This window comes from Pseudalkalibacillus sp. NRS-1564 (assembly GCF_050467905.1).
Taxonomy (GTDB): domain Bacteria; phylum Bacillota; class Bacilli; order Bacillales; family Guptibacillaceae; genus Guptibacillus; species Guptibacillus hwajinpoensis_B.
This window is the reverse complement of record NZ_JBITPM010000041.1, coordinates 40,032-58,709: the sequence shown is the minus strand read 5'-3', so window position 1 is coordinate 58,709 and position 18,678 is coordinate 40,032. Positions and strand designations below refer to the sequence as shown.

At 40.5% G+C, this 18,678-nt stretch carries 20 protein-coding genes and 1 other annotated feature; all 20 genes read left to right on the top strand.

From position 1 onward, the window contains the following. Positions 1-544: 544 nt before the first annotated feature. The 20 genes from ACIFPW_RS19170 to rplK all read left to right on the top strand — a co-directional run bounded on the left by ACIFPW_RS19170 (position 545) and on the right by rplK (position 18,541). Entirely contained in the window at positions 545-1,006 is a 462-nt protein-coding gene (locus tag ACIFPW_RS19170; protein WP_194220266.1) for a CtsR family transcriptional regulator, read from the top strand. A 38-nt stretch (positions 1,007-1,044) separates the two neighbouring features. After that, positions 1,045-1,581, top strand: a complete 537-nt coding sequence (locus tag ACIFPW_RS19165) for a UvrB/UvrC motif-containing protein (RefSeq protein WP_194220267.1) — start codon at positions 1,045-1,047, stop codon at positions 1,579-1,581. Continuing rightward, positions 1,563-2,678 carry a protein arginine kinase gene (locus ACIFPW_RS19160; protein ID WP_430246610.1) on the top strand — a complete coding sequence of 372 codons (1,116 nt, stop codon included), beginning with the start codon at positions 1,563-1,565 and terminating at the stop codon, positions 2,676-2,678. The genes ACIFPW_RS19165 and ACIFPW_RS19160 overlap by 19 nt, the downstream gene beginning before the upstream one ends. Then, on the top strand, positions 2,675-5,116 hold the full coding sequence (gene clpC, locus ACIFPW_RS19155; RefSeq protein WP_206759457.1) for an ATP-dependent protease ATP-binding subunit ClpC: 2,442 nt from the start codon (positions 2,675-2,677) through the stop codon (positions 5,114-5,116). The genes ACIFPW_RS19160 and clpC overlap by 4 nt, the downstream gene beginning before the upstream one ends. A 276-nt stretch (positions 5,117-5,392) precedes the next feature. After that, positions 5,393-6,766 (top strand): DNA repair protein RadA, encoded by a 1,374-nt coding sequence (gene radA, locus ACIFPW_RS19150; protein WP_430246609.1) that lies wholly within the window; start codon positions 5,393-5,395, stop codon positions 6,764-6,766. Between the two features lie 3 nt (positions 6,767-6,769). Next, on the top strand, positions 6,770-7,831 hold the full coding sequence (gene disA / locus ACIFPW_RS19145) for a DNA integrity scanning diadenylate cyclase DisA (RefSeq protein ID WP_430246608.1): 1,062 nt from the start codon (positions 6,770-6,772) through the stop codon (positions 7,829-7,831). A 160-nt stretch (positions 7,832-7,991) separates the two neighbouring features. Next, positions 7,992-9,089 carry a PIN/TRAM domain-containing protein gene (locus ACIFPW_RS19140; RefSeq protein ID WP_194220272.1) on the top strand — a complete coding sequence of 366 codons (1,098 nt, stop codon included), beginning with the start codon at positions 7,992-7,994 and terminating at the stop codon, positions 9,087-9,089. A 25-nt stretch (positions 9,090-9,114) separates the two neighbouring features. Further along, positions 9,115-9,807: a 2-C-methyl-D-erythritol 4-phosphate cytidylyltransferase gene (gene ispD, locus ACIFPW_RS19135; protein ID WP_404684292.1), complete on the top strand. Its 693-nt coding sequence runs from the start codon at positions 9,115-9,117 to the stop codon at positions 9,805-9,807. Beyond that, entirely contained in the window at positions 9,807-10,280 is a 474-nt protein-coding gene (ispF, locus tag ACIFPW_RS19130; protein ID WP_430246607.1) for a 2-C-methyl-D-erythritol 2,4-cyclodiphosphate synthase, read from the top strand. Before ispD ends, ispF begins: the two co-directional genes overlap by 1 nt. Before the next feature lie 68 nt (positions 10,281-10,348). Beyond that, positions 10,349-11,818 (top strand): glutamate--tRNA ligase, encoded by a 1,470-nt coding sequence (gene gltX / locus ACIFPW_RS19125; protein ID WP_430246606.1) that lies wholly within the window; start codon positions 10,349-10,351, stop codon positions 11,816-11,818. 15 nt (positions 11,819-11,833) lie between these two features. Beyond that, positions 11,834-12,056: a binding site (T-box leader), on the top strand. A 116-nt stretch (positions 12,057-12,172) separates the two neighbouring features. After that, positions 12,173-12,829, top strand: coding sequence for a serine O-acetyltransferase (gene cysE, locus ACIFPW_RS19120; RefSeq protein ID WP_404684295.1), 657 nt, complete (start codon positions 12,173-12,175; stop codon positions 12,827-12,829). Beyond that, complete coding sequence (cysS, locus tag ACIFPW_RS19115) at positions 12,819-14,219, top strand: cysteine--tRNA ligase (protein WP_430246605.1); 1,401 nt, start codon at positions 12,819-12,821, stop codon at positions 14,217-14,219. Before cysE ends, cysS begins: the two co-directional genes overlap by 11 nt. A gap of 3 nt (positions 14,220-14,222) precedes the next feature. Then, on the top strand, positions 14,223-14,642 hold the full coding sequence (locus tag ACIFPW_RS19110) for a Mini-ribonuclease 3 (RefSeq protein WP_194220277.1): 420 nt from the start codon (positions 14,223-14,225) through the stop codon (positions 14,640-14,642). After that, entirely contained in the window at positions 14,635-15,381 is a 747-nt protein-coding gene (rlmB, locus tag ACIFPW_RS19105; RefSeq protein WP_430246604.1) for a 23S rRNA (guanosine(2251)-2'-O)-methyltransferase RlmB, read from the top strand. The genes ACIFPW_RS19110 and rlmB overlap by 8 nt, the downstream gene beginning before the upstream one ends. A 3-nt stretch (positions 15,382-15,384) precedes the next feature. Then, complete coding sequence (locus ACIFPW_RS19100; RefSeq protein ID WP_194220279.1) at positions 15,385-15,894, top strand: NYN domain-containing protein; 510 nt, start codon at positions 15,385-15,387, stop codon at positions 15,892-15,894. A 115-nt stretch (positions 15,895-16,009) separates the two neighbouring features. Continuing rightward, a complete protein-coding gene (gene sigH / locus ACIFPW_RS19095; RefSeq protein ID WP_194220319.1) occupies positions 16,010-16,660 on the top strand; it encodes an RNA polymerase sporulation sigma factor SigH in 651 nt (216 codons plus the stop codon). Positions 16,661-16,919: 259 nt separating this feature from the next. Beyond that, positions 16,920-17,069, top strand: coding sequence for a 50S ribosomal protein L33 (rpmG, locus tag ACIFPW_RS19090; protein ID WP_194220280.1), 150 nt, complete (start codon positions 16,920-16,922; stop codon positions 17,067-17,069). A 91-nt stretch (positions 17,070-17,160) separates the two neighbouring features. Then, complete coding sequence (gene secE, locus ACIFPW_RS19085; RefSeq protein ID WP_098445961.1) at positions 17,161-17,355, top strand: preprotein translocase subunit SecE; 195 nt, start codon at positions 17,161-17,163, stop codon at positions 17,353-17,355. A gap of 78 nt (positions 17,356-17,433) precedes the next feature. Continuing rightward, positions 17,434-17,967 carry a transcription termination/antitermination protein NusG gene (nusG, locus tag ACIFPW_RS19080; protein ID WP_430246603.1) on the top strand — a complete coding sequence of 178 codons (534 nt, stop codon included), beginning with the start codon at positions 17,434-17,436 and terminating at the stop codon, positions 17,965-17,967. 148 nt (positions 17,968-18,115) lie between these two features. Then, complete coding sequence (gene rplK, locus ACIFPW_RS19075) at positions 18,116-18,541, top strand: 50S ribosomal protein L11 (protein WP_048313309.1); 426 nt, start codon at positions 18,116-18,118, stop codon at positions 18,539-18,541. Positions 18,542-18,678 lie beyond the last annotated feature (137 nt).

The following is an 18,678-nucleotide window of genomic DNA, read 5'->3' as shown; positions in this document are numbered from 1 at the left end:
TGCAAGAGTAGGACGTCGCTAGGCAACATAAGAGAAGCGAGAGACCTGAGGGTTTCTCGCTTTTTTTGTATTTCTTTCTCAACAATTTTAGATAGCTAGTTCTGTTTTAAAAGATCGCGGAATTAATTTTTCTGTTTGCATAATTGTTTTGCCTTACTATCGCAGAGTAATTCCTCAAGCATCTAAATACCTGATCGGATATATTCTCTATCTAAGCACTCTATATAATAGAGAAATATAAGCAATTCATATTGCAGGGTTAAGAAACTTTTAATGAAAAATTTTGCTACCCTTATGTAGCAAATGAATTATTCGAGTCTAATCGTATTTTTTTGTTTAATAGTTTTCTGAAGAAAATTTTAGTTGCTCTATTAAAAGGTGAAAACTAGAGAAAAAAGAGTCTTGGATTTATCTTAAATGGTAATGCTTTATACAGAAGAACTACGATAGGCTTGTTGCTTTGCAATCCTTGATAAAAACGTTATAATATATTTAACGTCAAATATAGTCAAAGTCAGTATGGGGACGGAGAGGAGGGAACTACGTGAGGAATGTTTCCGATATTATTGAAGCATATCTAAAGAAAATTTTAATGGTGGATGGAAGGGATGCTGTTGAAATAAAGCGAAGTGAAATAGCAGATAAATTTCAATGTGTTCCCTCGCAAATTAATTATGTAATAAATACCCGCTTTACGATTGAAAAAGGCTATATTGTGGAAAGTAAGAGAGGTGGAGGGGGTTATATACGGATCGTTAAAGTTAAACCCGAAACCCACGCTGATTTAATAGACGAAATGATACAGATCGTCAAAAATCAAGTGCCACAAGTAGTTTCAGAAAATATTATTCTTCGTTTACATGAAGAAGAGGTAATTTCGGAGCGAGAAGCGAAGTTAATGTTAAGCGTACTAGATCGTACTGTGATTACTATAGAATTACCAGTTAGAGATCATCTGCGTGCGAATATGTTGCGTGCCATGCTAACTGCTTTAAAATATAAATAAATTTTATACTTTTTAGGGTAGAGAAGGAGGGTTGCCCTATGACTTGTCAGGAATGTGGTGAGCGCCCTGCTACGCTTCATTTCACTAAGATTATTAATGGTGAAAAAACAGAGTTTCACATTTGTGAGAAGTGTGCTAAGGAAAAAGGTGAGGTTGAGCCAGGCACTAACCATTTTTCTATCCATAACTTATTATCGGGATTACTAAATTTCGATACCCCTATTGAGGAGAATCCAGCTCAGTCTTTTTATAAAAAAGAGCCAATACACTGTCCAAAGTGTGGGTTGACCTATCAACAATTCACTAAGATTGGAAGATTTGGGTGTTCTGAGTGCTACAAAACCTTTTCGGATAACTTGGATCCTATACTTAAAAAAGTTCATGGGGGCAATACTGTTCACGCTGGAAAAGTTCCGAAGAGGGCTGGAGCAGCGATAGAAATTGAACGCAAAGTTCAGAACTTAAGAAGCAAAATGAAAGAGTATATCCAGCATGAAGAATTTGAAAAAGCTGCAGAAACTAGAGATTTGATTCGTTCCCTTGAAGAAAAGAGCAAATGGGAAGGGGGAGCATAATGTCACTTCAGCATTTTATCAGTGAAGCCGTAAGCCCATGGATGAAAGATGAGGGTCCAGATTCTGATATTGTCATGAGCAGTCGGGTCCGATTTGCACGTAACTTAAAGAATTATGTTTTTCCGATCGTTTCAAACAGTGAGGATAATTTACAAGTTATAAAAGAAGTTCGACAACAGTTTACAGATATTCCAGACGACCAGATTGGTGAACTTGAATTAATTGAAATGGATGAGTTAAAACCTATCGAGAAGAGAGTTCTTGTGGAGAAGCACTTGATTAGTCCTAACCTTATCGAACACTCAAATAACGGCGGTGTGCTTCTGAGCGAGAATGAAACGGTTAGTATAATGATTAATGAAGAAGATCATTTTCGTATTCAATGTCTAGTTGCAGGGTTCGAACTGAAGAAGGCGCTAACCATTGCAAATTCATTAGATAACTGGATTGAAGGAAAAGTTGACTACGCATTTGATGAAAGAAAAGGATATTTAACAAGTTGTCCTACTAATGTGGGAACCGGCATGCGAGCTTCTGTTATGCTACACCTCCCTGCGCTTGTATTAACACAGCAATTAAACCATATTATTCCGGCTATCAACCAGCTCGGTCTTGTCGTAAGAGGTAGCTATGGGGAAGGTAGCGAAGCGCTAGGTAATATTTTTCAGATATCAAATCAGATCACTCTTGGAAAGACAGAAGATGACATCATTGAAGATTTACAAGGTGTGGTTATGCAAGTTATCGAAAAAGAACGTGCTGCTAGAAGGGCACTTCTAGATAACTCCCGAATTGAGTTAGAGGATCGTATTTATCGTGCCCTTGGTGTTCTGCAGAACAGCAGAATTATTCAATCAAAAGAAGCAGCTAAGTGTTTGTCAGATGTAAGACTTGGTATTGATTTAGGTCTTGTAAAAGGCTTATCTAAATCGATATTGAATGAATTGCTTATCCTAACTCAACCAGGTTTCTTACAGCAGTATGCTGGGGCAAGTCTTACCCCTACGGAACGAGATATCAAACGTGCTACTTTAATTAGAGAAAGACTTGAACTTGAAGATCAACTAACGAAGAATTTGGAGGGTGATGAACAATGATGTTTGGACGATTTACAGAACGTGCCCAGAAAGTACTTGCTTTAGCACAAGAAGAGGCGATCCGACTTGGCCATAACAACGTTGGTACTGAACATATCTTACTTGGGTTAGTCCGTGAAGGTGAAGGTATTGCAGCCAAAGCGTTAACAGCACTTGGACTTGGCTCAGACAAGATTCAAAAAGAAGTAGAGAAGTTAATTGGACGCGGACAGGATTCTGTTCAATCCATTCACTATACACCACGAGCTAAAAAAGTGATTGAATTATCGATGGATGAAGCACGTAAGTTGAGCCATTCCTATGTAGGTACTGAACATATTCTACTTGGCTTAATTCGCGAGGGTGAAGGTGTTGCTGCACGCGTACTTAATAACTTAGGGGTAAGCTTAAATAAAGCTCGTCAGCAGGTTCTACAATTGTTAGGTAGTAATGAAAGCTCTTCTTCTAGTCATCAAGCTGGAGGAGCGAGCGCAAATACTCCTACACTAGATAGTCTTGCAAGAGATCTTACTGTGATCGCTCGAGACAACGGACTGGATCCTGTTATTGGTCGAAGCAAAGAAATTGAGCGAGTGATTGAAGTGCTTAGCCGACGTACAAAGAATAACCCTGTCCTAATCGGAGAGCCAGGAGTTGGTAAAACTGCAATTGCAGAAGGCCTTGCTCAGCAAATTATTAACAATGAAGTACCTGAAACGCTTCGTGATAAGCGCGTTATGACGCTAGATATGGGTACTGTCGTTGCAGGTACGAAATACCGCGGTGAATTTGAAGACCGTTTGAAGAAAGTAATGGATGAAATTCGTCAGGCAGGTAACATTATTCTGTTTATTGATGAACTTCATACACTAATTGGCGCTGGTGGTGCAGAAGGAGCAATTGATGCTTCAAATATTCTTAAACCTGCACTAGCAAGAGGAGAACTTCAATGTATTGGTGCTACTACTCTTGATGAGTATCGTAAATACATTGAGAAGGATGCTGCACTTGAACGTCGCTTCCAACCAATTCAAGTTAACGAACCGACAAGTGATGAGTCCGCTCTTATTTTAAAGGGACTTAGAGATCGTTATGAAGCTCATCACCGCGTTACGATTACTGACGATGCGATCGAAGCCGCGGTTAAACTTTCAGATCGTTACATTTCGGATCGTTTCTTACCGGATAAAGCAATTGATTTAATTGACGAAGCCGCTTCGAAAGTTCGCCTTCGTTCTTATACTGCACCACCAAATTTAAAAGAACTTGATAAGAAGCTTGAAGAGGTTCGAAAAGAAAAGGATGCTTCTGTTCAAAGCCAGGAGTTTGAGAAAGCCGCTTCTCTTCGTGATTCTGAACAACGCTTACGCGAGCAGCTAGAGCAGACGAAGAAAGAATGGAAAGAAAAGCAAGGAAAAGAGAATCAAGAGGTTACACCGGAGGATATTGCGATTGTCGTTGCCAATTGGACCGGTATCCCGGTTTCCAAGCTAGAAGAGCAGGAAACAGAACGTCTATTGAAAATGGAAGAGATTCTTCATAATCGCCTGATCGGTCAAGAAGAAGCCGTAAAATCTATTTCAAAAGCAGTACGACGTGCTCGTGCTGGATTGAAGGATCCTAAGCGCCCAATTGGTTCATTTATTTTCCTTGGGCCAACAGGGGTAGGTAAAACTGAACTAGCTCGTGCTGTTGCTGAAACACTATTCGGTGAAGAAGATTCTGTTATCCGAATTGATATGTCTGAGTACATGGAGAAACACTCAACGTCACGTCTTGTTGGTTCACCTCCAGGTTACGTTGGATATGAAGAAGGCGGCCAGTTAACTGAGAAGGTAAGACGCAAACCTTATTCTGTTATCTTGCTAGATGAAATTGAGAAAGCACATCCAGATGTCTTTAATATTCTTCTTCAAGTACTAGAAGATGGACGATTGACTGATTCTAAAGGTCGCGTAGTCGATTTCCGTAATACTGTCGTTATTATGACTTCAAACGTTGGAGCTAGCACGCTTAAACGTAATAAATACGTTGGCTTTTCGACAGGCTCTGAAGGTCAGGAATATAGCGATATGAAAGGTAAAGTGATGGATGATCTTAAGAAGACTTTCCGTCCAGAGTTCCTAAACCGAATTGATGAGACGATTGTATTCCATTCGCTTGAAAAGAAACACTTGAAGGAAATCATTGTTCTGATGGCCAACCAGCTTAAAGCTCGTCTATCAGATCATGGTATTGATTTTGAATTAACGGATACGGCTCTCGATAAGATCTCTGAAGAAGGTTATGATCCAGAGTATGGTGCTCGACCGCTTAGAAGAGCTCTACAGCGCCATATTGAAGATCGCCTTTCTGAAGAGTTGCTTAGAGGTAACATCGAAAAAGGCCAACGAGTGAAAATCGATTATAAAGAAAATGATTTTGTTGTCGAGACCCTTTCTGAAGCAACTTCATCTTAAGAATAACAACCGGAAGGCAAATGTCTTCCGGTTTTTTTATATTTGAGGAGTGGTTTGAGATACTTAAGGGAAAGGTATTGAGATAATGACTATGTCTTATTTCGGAATGCTAGTGTAAAAGAGTTGAAAAGCAGGTTATTTCAATAAACAGGACGGTTTATTTGTCCTAGAAAACTTTTTGAATCTGCCAATCATTATGAGTTCATAGGAACTTATAAGTTGTGATAAAATAAAGACAGTAATTTGTTCGGTTGATCGTGAAGGTGAGGATGTTAAATGGCAAAGAAAAAAACGAAATTTATGTGTCAGGATTGTGGCTATGAATCTGCAAAATGGATGGGGAAATGTCCGGGGTGCCATCAATGGAATACTATGGTGGAAGAGGTTGTACCAGGTGACAATGACCGAAGACGCTTTGTTACTTCAAGTAATGAAACTGCAAGTAAACCGACGTCCATACGACGTATTCAAAAAGAAATGGAGCCTAGGATTTTAACTCATATTACAGAGCTTGATCGCGTGTTAGGCGGCGGAGTAGTACCAGGCTCCCTCGTGCTTGTTGGAGGGGACCCAGGCATTGGTAAGTCAACTCTTTTGCTCCAAACGTCATCAAAGCTTGCTGACCAAGATCATCCGGTTCTTTATATCTCTGGTGAAGAGTCGGTCAAGCAGACGAAGCTTCGTGCAGATCGTCTAGGGGTCGATGCAGAAAAATTATATGTATTAGCAGAGACTGATCTTGAGTATATTAGTAAAGCAATTGAAGAAATAAACCCCCAGCTTGTGATCATCGATTCGATTCAAACCATTTTCAGGTCAGAAGTTACGTCTGCACCAGGTAGTGTTTCACAAGTGCGGGAATGTACTTCTCAACTTATGCGTATAGCTAAAACAAGAGGAATAGCTATTTTCATTGTTGGACATGTGACAAAAGAGGGATCAATTGCTGGTCCGAGACTTTTAGAACATATGGTTGACGCTGTGCTTTATTTTGAAGGGGAACGTCATCATACGTTTCGAATTCTACGCGGAGTAAAGAACCGTTTTGGGTCAACAAATGAAATAGGTGTTTTTGAGATGAAGGAAGAGGGGCTTGAAGAAGTACTTAACCCTTCAGAAATCTTTCTAGAAGAACGATCATCTGGATCAGCTGGTTCAACAGTTGTTGCATCTATGGAGGGAACGAGAACTGTTCTAGTTGAGATCCAGGCATTAATATCACCAACAAGCTTTGGGAATCCACGAAGAACTGCGACAGGAATTGATCATAACCGCGTTTCTCTATTGATGGCAGTTCTTGAGAAAAGAGTAGGACTTCTCCTGCAAAATCAGGATGCCTATTTAAATGTTGCAGGTGGTGTGCGACTTGATGAGCCGGCAATTGATCTTGCTATTGCAGTATCAATCGCGTCCAGTTTTAGAGATCAACCAACACGTCCATCAGATATTGTGGTAGGAGAAATTGGACTAACAGGAGAAATCAGAAGGGTATCACGGATCGAACAACGAGTGATTGAAGCTGCCGAACTTGGTTTTGAGCGGGCTATTATTCCAAAGAAAAATATAGGTGGTTGGACTTTCCCTGAAGGTATTCAGGTTATTGGCGTTCAAACCGTAGATGAAGCATTAAATGAAGCGCTAGGAGGGTAGAAGATGGAGATCGATAAGCAGCAGGAAATCATAAATGAAATTCTAAAAATCGTTGCACCCGGTACGCAGTTAAGGCATGGAATCGATAATATACTACGAGCCAATACTGGCGGTTTAATCGTTGTGGGGTATGATGGGAAATTGCAGGATATTGTTGATGGTGGATTTTCAATAGAGTGTCGGTTTACCCCTGCTTACCTGTATGAGCTTGCGAAAATGGATGGAGCCATTATTTTGAACAAAGAAGCTTCTAAAATCCTTTATGCTAATACACAGTTAATACCTGAGACTTCGATCCCGTCTACAGAGACGGGTATCCGACATCGAACAGCGGAACGCGTCGCCAAGCGAACAGGTAATCTAGTGATCTCGATCTCACAACGTCGCAACGTTATTACACTTTATCAAGGAAGTATTCGTTATTCATTAAAGGAAATCGGCGTTATACTGACAAAAGCGAATCAGGCGATGCAAACACTTGAAAAATACAAATCAGTTCTTGATCAAGGGATTACCGATCTCGGAGCTCTTGAGTTTGAAGAACTCGTAACCCTTCAGGAAGTTGCTCAAGTTATCCATCGTATTGAGATGGTTTTGCGCATCAAAAAAGAGATCCTTAACTACATTAATGAGCTTGGTACGGAAGGTCGACTGATTAGTATGCAGATGGAAGAGCTTGTTTCGAATCTTGAATCGGAAGCAAAGTGGCTGATTGGAGATTACGTAAAAGATGTGGATGAATCTCCAGCTGATGTTATGAAACGTTTAAAGAAGCTTTCAAGTGATGATTTACTAGAAGACAATGCCATTATGAGAATTCTGGGTTATCATGATCAAAATGAGAATGTAGCACCGAGAGGGTATCGGATCTTGCATAAAATTCCGAGACTGCCATCAAATATAATTGAGAACTTGGTAGATAGTTTTGAAAACCTTAACGCTATTTCTAAAGCCTCTATTGAAGAACTCGATCATGTAGATGGAATTGGGGCCATTCGAGCTAAGAAAATTAAAGATGGATTGAAACGAATTCAGGAGCAACTCTTTGTAGATCGCCACATATAGGGCTGTGAAATAGACATTCCATAGGGGGTGTGCTAATCTATAATTAATTTATAGTCATGCAAGCTAACCTATAATCATACTATAAAATTCACAAACTTCAAGGATTTATGTTTCAATTCTGAGAATTTGTTTATAATGTTAAAAGGAGGTGAAAACGTCAATGATAAAGTGGATTGTACAGTTATTTTTTATCATTTTAGGCGGAGCACTGGGATTAGTATACTTACCAGATTTAATACAATTACTCAATATAGGGGACCTTCCAGCAGTATTTACTAATTCTTATGCAGGTGCTGTCATAGGAGCGGTGTTATTCTTTTTAGCAACTTTTTGGGTGACAGATTATATTGTCGATTTCATTCGTCTGGTTGAAGAAAAGGTTGTTAGTGCACCGGTTGGAGACGTACTATTTGGGGCAATTGGACTGATTATTGGACTTATAATTGCATTTTTACTAACCGTACCTCTGGCTGAGATTAACTTTCCAGTTGTGAGTAACATTCTGCCGATTTTCATTACCATTTTGCTTGGGTATTTTGGATTCCAGGTTGGATTTAAAAAGCGTGATGAGCTTATTAATCTTTTCTCGAACACCAAAGGAAAAGATAAGAAAAAGGATAACGATGAGGATGAGATTGATTCTGGTTCATCCAAATTGAAGATCCTTGATACAAGCGTAATTATTGATGGAAGAATTGCTGATATCTGTCAAACTGGTTTTCTTGAAGGAACACTCGTTATACCACAATTTGTACTAGAGGAATTGCAGCATATTGCTGATTCATCAGACGTTTTGAAACGAAACCGTGGTCGTCGAGGTCTTGATATACTAAACAAGATACAAAAAGAGCTTGCGGTGAATGTGGAAATATACGAAGGTGATTTTGAAGAAATTCAAGAAGTTGATAGTAAACTGGTTAAGCTTGCCAAGCTTGTTAATGGCATGGTTGTTACAAACGACTTTAACTTAAATAAAGTATGCGAACTTCAAAAGGTTCAAGTGTTGAACATCAACGATTTAGCCAATGCGGTTAAACCAGTCGTTCTCCCTGGTGAAGAGCTTAATGTTCAAGTCATCAAAGATGGAAAAGAATATAATCAGGGCGTAGCCTATCTAGACGATGGTACAATGATAGTAGTGGAAGAAGGTAGGAATTATATTGGTAAAACGATTGATGTTCTTGTAACGAGCGTATTGCAGACATCAGCTGGACGCATGATTTTTGCCAAACCCAAACTACTCGAAAAAGCACTTTAAGTGATAGGCGACGGGGGTTCTAGCTTTGAAATATTCAGTAGTCATTCCTGCTGCCGGACAGGGGAAAAGGATGAACGCAGGGAAAAACAAACAATTTATTATGCTTGAAGGAAAACCGATTATCGTTCATACGATATCGGTTTTTCAGAGTGACCCACATTGCGAGGAGATCGTGCTCGCTGTAAATGAACGTGAGCATGAAGATTTTCACTCGCTTATTCAGGAATATGGACTAACAAAGGTAAGTCATGTCGTAACAGGTGGCTATGAACGTCAGCAAAGTGTTTATGAAGGACTTAAAGCATTGCAAGGGGATAAAATTGTTTTAATTCACGATGGTGCCCGTCCATTTTTTACACATGAAGTTGCAAATCAAGCGGCGACAGCAGCTAAAGATTACGATGGTGCGATTGTAGCTGTTCCAGTTAAGGACACAGTGAAGCAAGTGGATGAACTGAAGGTGCAGAAAACCATTGATCGCTCAAGCTTGTGGGCCGTGCAAACTCCACAGGCTTTTCGTCTTTCGGTCATCAAAGGAGTTCATAAATGGGCTGAGGAGAACGGTGTGATTGGAACTGATGACGCCAGTTTAGTAGAGATGAATGGACGCTCAGTCCAAGTGATCCCGGGGGATTATTGGAATGTGAAATTAACAACACCTGAAGATTTAATTTTTGCGAGAGCGATCTTGCGAGAGAAGAGGGAGAGTGGAGTTTAATGCGAGTTGGTCATGGCTTTGATGTACATAAGTTAGTGGAAGACCGTCCGTGTATTATTGGAGGGGTTACCATTCCATTTGAGAAAGGTTTGCTTGGTCATTCCGATGCTGACGTACTCCTACATTCCGTTGCGGATGCTTGTCTTGGGGCTATTGGAGAAGGCGATATAGGAAAACATTTTCCCGATACAGATGAAGCTTTTAAAGATGCTGATTCAAAGGAACTTCTTCGACATGTATTTGGAATTGTGAAGGAAAAAGGCTTTACGCTCGGTAATGTGGATTGCACAATTATTGCGCAGCTTCCCAAAATGGCTCCTCATATTTCAGCTATGCGTGAAGTGATTGCTCATTTACTTGAGTGTGACATTAGCCAGGTAAATGTGAAGGCTACTACTTCAGAGAAGCTTGGATTTACTGGTAGAGGGGAAGGAATTGCGGCTGAAGTTGTCGTGTTGCTTCAAAAAGCTTGACCGATAATTTGACGGTAATGGTAAAATAATAAGACAGTTAAAGATAATAATTAATGGTGGTGGATATAATGGGAAACGAAGTACGCGTACGTTATGCGCCGAGCCCAACAGGTTATTTACATATTGGGAATGCAAGAACGGCGTTATTTAATTATTTGTTTGCTAGAAATCAAGGCGGTAAGTTCATCATTCGTATTGAAGATACGGACCAGTCTCGTAATGTTGAAGGTGGCGTTGAGAATCAGCTTGATTACTTAAAGTGGCTAGGAATGGATTGGGATGAGAGTATCGATAAAGAGGGAGAATACGGTCCATATACTCAAATGGAACGTCTAGATATTTATACTGAACATACAAAAGAGCTTTTGAATAAAGAACTTGCATATAAATGTTATTGTACAGAAGATGAGCTTGAGGCAGAGCGAGAAGCACAGCGTGCGCGAGGAGAAATGCCGCGATATTCTGGAAAATGTCGACATCTTACAGAAGACCAGCGTGAAAAGTTAGAAGCAGAAGGTAGAGAACCGAGCATTCGTTTTGCAGTTCCACGTGATAAAGAATATTCGTTTGACGATGTTGTAAAAGACCGCGTATCCTTTGAATCGAATGGAATTGGCGACTTTGTTATCGTTAAGAAGAACGGTATTCCGACTTACAACTATGCCGTTGCTCTCGATGATCACCATATGAAGATTTCTCACGTTCTTCGTGGGGATGATCATATCTCAAACACACCTAAGCAGTTAATGATCTACGAAGCATTTGGTTTTGAACCACCTAAATTTGGTCATATGACACTGATCGTTAATGATCAGAAGAAGAAGCTTAGTAAGCGGGATAAATCAATTGTGCAGTATATTGAACAGTACCATGACTTAGGTTTTCTTCCAGAAGCGTTATTTAATTTTGTGACACTACTTGGTTGGTCGCCTAAGGGAGAAGAAGAGCTGTTTACGAAAGAGCAATTGATCGAAATCTTTGATCCAGAACGCTTGTCCACTTCGCCGGCAGTTTTTGATTCACAAAAACTCTACTGGATGAATAATCAATATATTAAACAGGCGAGTCTTGATCGAGTGGTTGAACTGACTCTTCCACATCTTGTTGAAGCAGGAAGGTTCCCTCTTGAAATGACAGCGGAACAAAAGGAATGGGCTCAAGAACTAATCGCCCTTTATCAAGAACAACTTCACTATGGTAGAGAAATTGTTGAGCTTACTGAGTTGTTCTTTAAGCAAGAAATTCAGTATAATGAAGAGGCAATGACAGTACTAAACGAAGAGCAAATTCCTGAAGTGATGCAAGGATTCTTAGACCAACTTAAAGAAGTTGAAGAATTTGAGCCAGCTGCAATTAAATCAGCTATCAAGGCTACTCAAAAGGCAACTGGTCATAAAGGGAAGAAACTCTTTATGCCAATCCGTGTGGCTACGACAGGTGAAACACATGGTCCTGAACTTCCACAGGCGATTGCCTTACTTGGAAGGGAAGCAGTTAATGCTCGTTTGAATCAAGTTCTTGCGATGAGTAAAGCATAATAATAAGCGAATTGACAACAAACGTTGAAGAGGAAAAGTAAATGAGTGTAATTCTTTATAGAGAGAGCTGTCCTCGGCTGAAAGCAGCTTAAGTATTTACTCATTGAAATGCCCCTCTGAGTCTTCTACAGAAAGCCTTTATGGTTATTAGGTAGGAGCGGTGCCGCCGTTATCGGTGATAGGAACATTTGTAAAAATGTTCGAAGCAGAGTGGAACCACGCAAATAGCGTCTCTGTGTGATGGAGTCATCACACAGGGGCGCTTTTTTTAATAATTATTATTCTTTGGAACGCAGAGATGGTGAACCTACATTCTAGTTGATCTTATGGGAGTATACGGAGAGAGGTGAAGACATGTGGAAGACGTTGAAGCAGGATATCGATGTGGTCTTTGATCAAGATCCAGCAGCACGAAGTTATTTTGAGGTTATTCTAACTTATGCTGGCCTTCACGCAATATGGTCACATCGAGTGGCACACTGGTTTTGGAAAAAGAAGTTTTTCTTTCTTGCTAGAGCAGTATCGCAAATCAGTCGATTTTTCACAGGTATCGAAATTCATCCAGGAGCAACAATTGGAGAACGTTGTTTTATTGATCACGGTATGGGTGTTGTTATTGGAGAAACATGTGAGATTGGAAATAATGTGACGTTATTCCAAGGCGTAACACTTGGGGGAACTGGTAAAGAAAAAGGGAAACGTCATCCAACTCTTGGGGATAATACGCTTGTTGCGACGGGAGCGAAGGTGCTAGGCTCCATCACGATAGGAGAGAATTCCAAAGTAGGTGCCGGGTCAGTTGTTTTGCAGGATGTGCCTGTTAATTCAACTGTGGTAGGTATACCTGGAAGAGTCGTTATCCAAAATGGAGTGAAAGTTCCACATAATCTTGACCATCATAAGATGCCGGATCCAGTGGCTGATAAATTTAAGCAAATGGAACAAGAATTGCGAGAGTTAACAGAGGAAGTCCGAACGTTAAGGAAGAGGAGTGAAAGTTATGGCGATTAAGCTATATAATACATTGACACAGAAAAAAGAAACGTTTCAACCAATTGAAGAAGGTAAAGTACGGATGTACGTGTGCGGTCCGACCGTATACAACTATATTCATATTGGTAACGCGCGCCCTGCTATTGTCTTTGATGTTGTCCGTCGTTATCTTCAATACAGAGATTATGATGTGCAGTATGTTTCTAACTTTACGGATGTAGATGATAAATTGATTCGAGCGGCCAATGAATTGGGTGAAGATGTACCGGCAGTGGCTGAACGATTTATCGGTGCTTATCATGAAGATACGGGTGCGCTTGGCGTTAAGAAAGCAGACGAACATCCAAGAGTAACAGAGAACATGCAGGAAATCATTGATTTTATCACAGCTCTTATTGAAAAGAACTACGCATATGAGTCTGAAGGAGATGTGTACTTTAGAACTCGTCAATTCGAAGGTTATGGAAAACTTTCACACCAGTCCATCGATGAGCTTAAGCTCGGTTCTCGAATTGTGGTGGGTGAAAAGAAAGAAGACCCTCTTGATTTTACACTTTGGAAATCTGCAAAAGAAGGTGAAATTTCATGGGCGAGTCCATGGGGAGAGGGGCGACCAGGCTGGCACATTGAATGCTCGGCGATGGCGAAGAAATATTTAGGAGATACAATTGATATTCATGCGGGAGGAAAAGATCTGGCATTCCCTCACCATGAAAATGAAGTAGCGCAAACGGAAGCGTTAACTGGGCATACTTTTGCGAATTATTGGCTTCACAACGGGTATATCAATATTAACAACGAGAAAATGTCTAAATCACTAGGTAATTTTGTCCTTGTTCATGACTTGATTAAACAGCATGACCCAGAAGCGATTCGATTCTTTATGTTGTCTGTTCATTATCGTAATCCCATTAACTTTGACCATGAGCTCTTGGCAAGTGCTAAAACAGGACTTGATCGCATTAAGGATACGGTAGAAAACCTTGAGCACCGCCTTCAACACAGTGCTGACCTTGATGGAGAAGTTGAGAAATGGCAAGAGAGAATTGAGGGATATCGTGAACGCTTCGTTACAGAAATGGACGATGATTTTAATACGGCGAATGCGATCTCCATTTTATTTGAACTTTCTAAAGAAGCTAATCTCTACCTCCAGGGGACAAATTCATCCATGGAGATTCTTGAACTATTTATGGAGCGCTTTGAAGACTTTGGTTCCGTTCTTGGCATTTCCTTCAAAAGAGAAAAAGCTCTACTTGATGAAGATGTGGATCAACTGATAGAAGAACGAAATGAAGCAAGGAAGCAACGTGATTTTGGAAGAGCAGATGAAATTCGTGATGAATTAAAAGAACAGGGAATTCTTCTTGAGGATACACCTCAAGGCGTTCGCTGGAAAAGGATGTAGCGCATGAAGGAAATCGATGCAAAACAACTTAATTCACTTGCACTTGCTTATATGGGAGATTCTGTTATTGAAATTAACGTTCGGAAGCGGCTGCTTTCACTTGGTCACATTCGACCTAATCAGCTGCACCGAACAGCAACGACGTATGTTTCTGCAAAAGCACAGGCAGCGTTCCTGCACCATGTATTAAACAAAGAATGGCTGACAGAGGAAGAAGCTGGTGTTGTGCGCCGAGGAAGAAATGCTAAATCGGGAACTGTCCCAAAGAATACGAGCGTAAGTACGTACAAATATTCAACAGCCCTTGAAGCTTTGTTTGGGTACCATCATTTGAAGGGGAATGAAGAGAGAGTAAATGAATTGTTACAAAAGCTTTATGAATTCGTAGAACAACCGAAGAAAGAAGTGAAGTCAGATGGATAAAGAATTTATTGTAGGACGAAATTCGGTTCTTGAAGCATTACGATCGGGACACGAAATCAATAAAATTTGGATAAATGAAGGGTCTCAAAAAGGCCCTCTTCAAAACTTGATACAAAAAGCAAAGGAACAAAATGTACTCGTGCAGTTCGTGCCGAAACGAAAGCTAGAACAACTATCCGGGGAAAGTAACCATCAAGGTGTTGTCGCTTCAATTGCGGCTTATGAATATGCTGATCTTGAGGATTTATTTAAGAAAGCAGAGGATTCTGGGAAGCCGCCGTTTTTCCTTATTCTTGATGAAATTGAAGATCCTCATAATCTAGGATCTATATTAAGAACAGCGGATTCTGCAGGAGCTCATGGAGTTATTATTCCAAAAAGAAGAGCGGTTGGTTTAACTTCTACCGTTGCCAAATCTTCTACAGGAGCGATTGAGTATATCCCGGTTGCGCGAGTAACGAACCTTGCTAGAACAATGGACGAGTTGAAAGACCACGGCTTGTGGTTTGTGGGCACTGATGCAACCGGGGGACAGGACTATCGTCAGGCAGACTATGATATGGGGATCGGACTTGTCATCGGAAGTGAAGGTAAAGGGATGGGACGTCTTATTAAGGATAAATGTGATTTCTTAGTAAGTCTTCCAATGGCCGGAAAAGTAACCTCTCTCAACGCTTCAGTTGCTGCAGGGTTAATGATGTATGAGGTATACCGACAACGTCATCCTTTGGGGGAGTAAATAATGGACGTGCTGTTAGTTGATGGCTATAACATTATTGGTGCATGGCCAGAATTGCGAACACTTAAAGAGAGAGATTTCAGTAAAGCACGTGAGCTTCTAATTGAAAAAATGGCCGAATATCAAGCTTATACCGGGTATCAGGTGATCGTCGTTTTTGACGCTCACCTCTCTCATGGTATTGAAAAACGTCATAGCCAATACAGAATTGATGTTATTTATACGAGAGAAAATGAAACAGCAGATGAGCGGATTGAGAAAATGGCGAGGGAACTGAAGGGTATAAGAACGCAAATACATGTGGCAACATCAGATTTTACAGAGCAATGGGCTATCTTTGGCCAAGGTGCACTTAGGAAATCTGCGCGTGAACTTTACAACGAAATGCAAGGAATTGAAAAAGGAATTGAAAAAAGTGTAAATACTGAAAATCGTCGCAATCGTTCTGGTGGCCTGCATTTATCAGAAGAAATTAGCGAAATATTTGAAAAATGGCGAAGAGGCGGTAAATAGGCGGTTGACGATTTTTCGACACGTACTGTATAATATTTCTATATAGCGTACTGGTCGGGGGGAACGCATATTGAGTACAGTAGACCTCAAAGAAAGCACGGTAAATCAAGAACAACTGTCAGTAGACCAAAGACACCTGGAACACGTAGCATTCGATCAACTTGATGATGAAATGCTCGTCATCATGGTTCATGAAGGTCACAGTAGAGCGTTGGAACATTTGATTACGAAGTACAAAAATTTCGTACGCGCTAAGGCGAGGTCGTATTTTCTCATTGGAGCAGACCGAGAAGATATCATCCAAGAAGGGATGATCGGTCTCTACAAAGCCATTCGTGATTTTAGAGGAGACAAGTTCTCATCTTTTAAAGCGTTTGCCGAATTATGCATCACCCGGCAGATGATTACAGCTATCAAAACCGCTACAAGACAGAAGCATATTCCGCTTAACTCTTACGTATCGCTTGATAAGCCAATTTACGATGAAGAGTCTGATCGTACGCTTCTAGACGTTATATGCGGCACGAAAGTAACAGATCCTGAGGAATTAATTATTAATCAGGAAGAATTTGATGACATCGAACTTAAAATGTCAGAAATTTTGAGCGATTTAGAGAGAAAGGTGCTAATGCTCTATCTCGATGGACGTTCATACCAAGAAATTTCGGTTGATCTAAACCGTCACGTCAAGTCAATTGATAACGCATTGCAACGAGTGAAACGCAAGTTAGAGCGTTATCTCGAACTACGTGAAGTCAGCCTTTAATATGGACAAACCTAAGATGGTTAGGGAAAAGAACAGGGGCGAGTTCCCTGTTCTTTTCTTATGAGTACCTATCCGACGCTTTATTGACATGCTGAAACACGCTGTGATAAAGTGATAAAAGTAAGAATGTCAATTTTTTGTTAGGTTTGTAAGAACGTCACAGGGTAGCTGAACGTTTTTTTATTTTGCTCTTTTTTGAAATAATATAGCTTATATAAATTACAAACTTCACTACTGCGCGGCTTAGGAAGGTGTCATTATGCGAAAAAAGGCAGTACTAGCATGTGTTCAATGCAATAGCCGAAACTATACAACTATGAAAAACTCACAGACGAGCCCGGCCCGCATGGAAGTTAAGAAGTATTGCAAATACTGCGATGTTCACACTGTCCATCGTGAAACAAAGTAATGCCTCGAAGGGTGTTTGCTTCTTGAGGCAAACCTTATCAAAATAGATTCTCGGGGGAGTTTTCCACCAGATTAATTGGGGGTAACAAGTAATGGCAAGTATTGTTCAACGTTCTGGTAAGTTCTTTCGTAATGTCGCAAGTGAAATGAAGCGGGTAAGTTGGCCAACGCGTAAGGAATTAACACGCTATACGATTGTAACTGTTACAACGGTTATTTTTATAGCTGTTTTCTTCGCATTGATTGACCAGGGTATTTCCTCGATAATCCGCCTCATTTTAGGATAATTCGTTATAAATTTTCATTCAGAAGGTTAGAATGAGAGAGTAAATGAGCTGGGGAGGGAAGGACGCAGTCCTGCAAATATGGAAAAAAGATGGTATGTTGTTCATACGTACTCGGGGTATGAAAACAAAGTAAAAACCAACCTTGAGAAAAGGGTTGAGACAATGGGCATGACGGATAAGATCTTTCGTGTTCTCGTCCCGGTAGAAGAAGAAACAGAAGAGAAGAACGGCAAGAAAAAGACAGTTATGAAAAAAGTCTTTCTTGGCTATGTTATTACAGAAATGGTCATGACAGATGATTCATGGTATGTCGTTCGGAATACACCAGGTGTTACTGGATTCGTAGGGTCTAGTGGTGCTGGGTCTAAACCGACTGCATTGCTTCCGGAAGAAGTGGAATCACTTCTTAAGCAAATGGGTATGGAGCAACCAAAAGTAGATGTAGACTTTGAACTTAAAGAGAAAGTTAAAGTGAAAGAAGGTCCATTTGCTGATTTCGTAGGTTCTGTTGAAGGGATCGATACGGACAAAGGAAAGGTCAAAGTGCACGTAAATATGTTCGGCAGAGAAACGCCTGTTGAACTTAATTTCGGACAAGTTGAGAAGTTCTAATTGAAAAGTCCTTGCTTAACTTTTCGATTAATGATAGAATTTTAATGTTTCATGAGTCTCATACTAATCGAGACATTCAATTGATATATAAGGTGGGAGGGTGTAAAACACCCAAATACCACATCACGGACTTAAGGAGGTGTGTCGCGTGGCTAAAAAGGTAATCAAGGTTGTTAAATTGCAAATCCCGGCTGGGAAGGCGAATCCTGCACCGCCAGTAGGACCTGCACTAGGTCAAGCTGGAGTTAACATTATGGGATTCTGTAAAGAGTTTAATGCTCGTACTTCTGACCAAGCTGGTATGATCATTCCAGTAGAAATTACGGTTTTTGAAGACCGTTCATTTACATTTATCACTAAAACTCCACCAGCTGCAGTTCTTCTTAAGAAAGCAGCAGGTATCGAGTCAGGTTCTGGTGAACCAAACCGCAACAAAGTTGCGACTGTGAAGCGTGATAAAGTGCGTGAAATCGCTGAAACAAAAATGCCAGACCTTAACGCAGCGAATGTTGATTCTGCAATGCGTATGGTTGAAGGTACTGCACGTAGCATGGGAATTACGATCGAAGATTAATGTTACACAAGCCGTTGCGATTAAAAGGGATTCCTGCCTGTGTTATACAGGTTCGCAACTTTTATTATGATGTCGACATTTTGGCGTCATAAATAGTGGGAGGTTAATCCGCTAAACCACATTCAAGGAGGAACACA